Below are 1,477 nucleotides of genomic sequence, written 5' to 3' on the forward strand. Positions count from 1 at the left end.
TTTATAGCTTATTGAAGATCTTTAATAAAATTTTTCGAAATGTAATGTGCACATCGCACAGCATGTGAACCTTATTGAGCCTCTAAAAGAAATTTCCAATGCTAAGTAGCTTTGTTGAATTCGTTTTTCCCATATAATAAGATGTCTTCTTTAAGATTTTTATAGATATCTAATAGATCGTCTGGTAGAGTGCAATAAATAGATTTTTCTAGGGTATAAGGTTCAAATGTTTTCCGTTATAATTCAAATTCATTAAAAATAATCTGTAGTATTTGGATTTCAAAGTTTCCTAATATTGTATCTATAATAGATTCAATATTAGGAAACTATAGCGAATGGGCATATGGATTCATTAGAAAAGAAAGAAGTCGAACTAGTTATGTTCTTTCGTTATAGTTATATAATAGGACGATTAAAACATAATATTGCTTTCCTTAACAAAATATTCACTATGAATATTTTGTTAAGGAAAGTTTGTTACTTGCGCATTACTATGAATAGTTTTTTCTTTGTTATTCGCTTCTTTTTCTCGATTGTAAATTTTAAGGAGACTTACTATTCTAGATTAGTAAAAATCTTGATGAAATATGAGGGCGTTATATTCGAATTCGATATAATGTAATATAAGGTATTTTTAAAATATACATCGTAGAGAAAGGATTCATAGAATGAAGAAAATAAGTATTGTTACAATAGTAGTTTTACTCCTCCTAGTTATTGCGTATATGCTAGTTGGGAACTACTTTTATAACTATGCGCTAAATACGAAACAAGAAAAAGAATTTTTAGAGGGAAACCCTCATTTAAAGAAAACCGTAACTGTATCGGGTAACTCATTTACCAAAATTCCCTGTTATGAATGCGGCGAATACAATTACAAAACTCCGTGCTGGTTATGACTTGAATGAGGGATCGGCCGTCAAGCAAGTTGCAAAAAGTAAAACTCCGATGTTGTTTATCCATGGAGATGCGGATACATTTGTTCCTTTTGAAATGTTGGATGAAGTGTATAATGCTACAAAGGTGGAAAAAGAGAAATTGATTGTGCCAGGTGCAGGTCATGGAGAAGCTGAAAAAATAGATTCGGAGAAATATTGGAATACGGTATGGGGATTTATTGGAAAGTATATTCCAGCATAAGTATATATAAAGAAAGAATCTTTCGCTATTAAAAGTGAAAGATTCTTTCTTTATATATAGGGGATACATTGATTGTAGCTTAAATAGGGAGCCTTCCTATCTAAATGTTATGCGTGGATAAGTGATGGTTAAATTTAAGTGAGGATAAAGAAAGCTAACGGATTAAAGCCTTATCTTCTATATTTAATGGGAAATTTGAATTTTATTTTAAAAAGGTATTGCTTTTATAATGATAAGTGTGTAATATATTAGAAGTCGCCGATGCAACAACGCAGAATGCGACAAACGAAATAAAAAACTTAGTTGACATTGAAACATGAAAGTGTTAACATAAGGG

At 30.6% G+C, this 1,477-nt stretch carries 1 pseudogene; it reads left to right on the forward strand.

Annotation, left to right across the window (positions count from 1 at the left end):
• The first annotated feature begins 668 nt into the window (after positions 1-668).
• Positions 669-1,140: pseudogene (locus tag ACM6HU_RS26390) on the forward strand (alpha/beta hydrolase).
• Positions 1,141-1,477: the final 337 nt, after the last annotated feature.

This window comes from Bacillus sp. IT-79MI2 (assembly GCF_949768135.1).
Taxonomy (GTDB): domain Bacteria; phylum Bacillota; class Bacilli; order Bacillales; family Bacillaceae_G; genus Bacillus_A; species Bacillus_A pseudomycoides.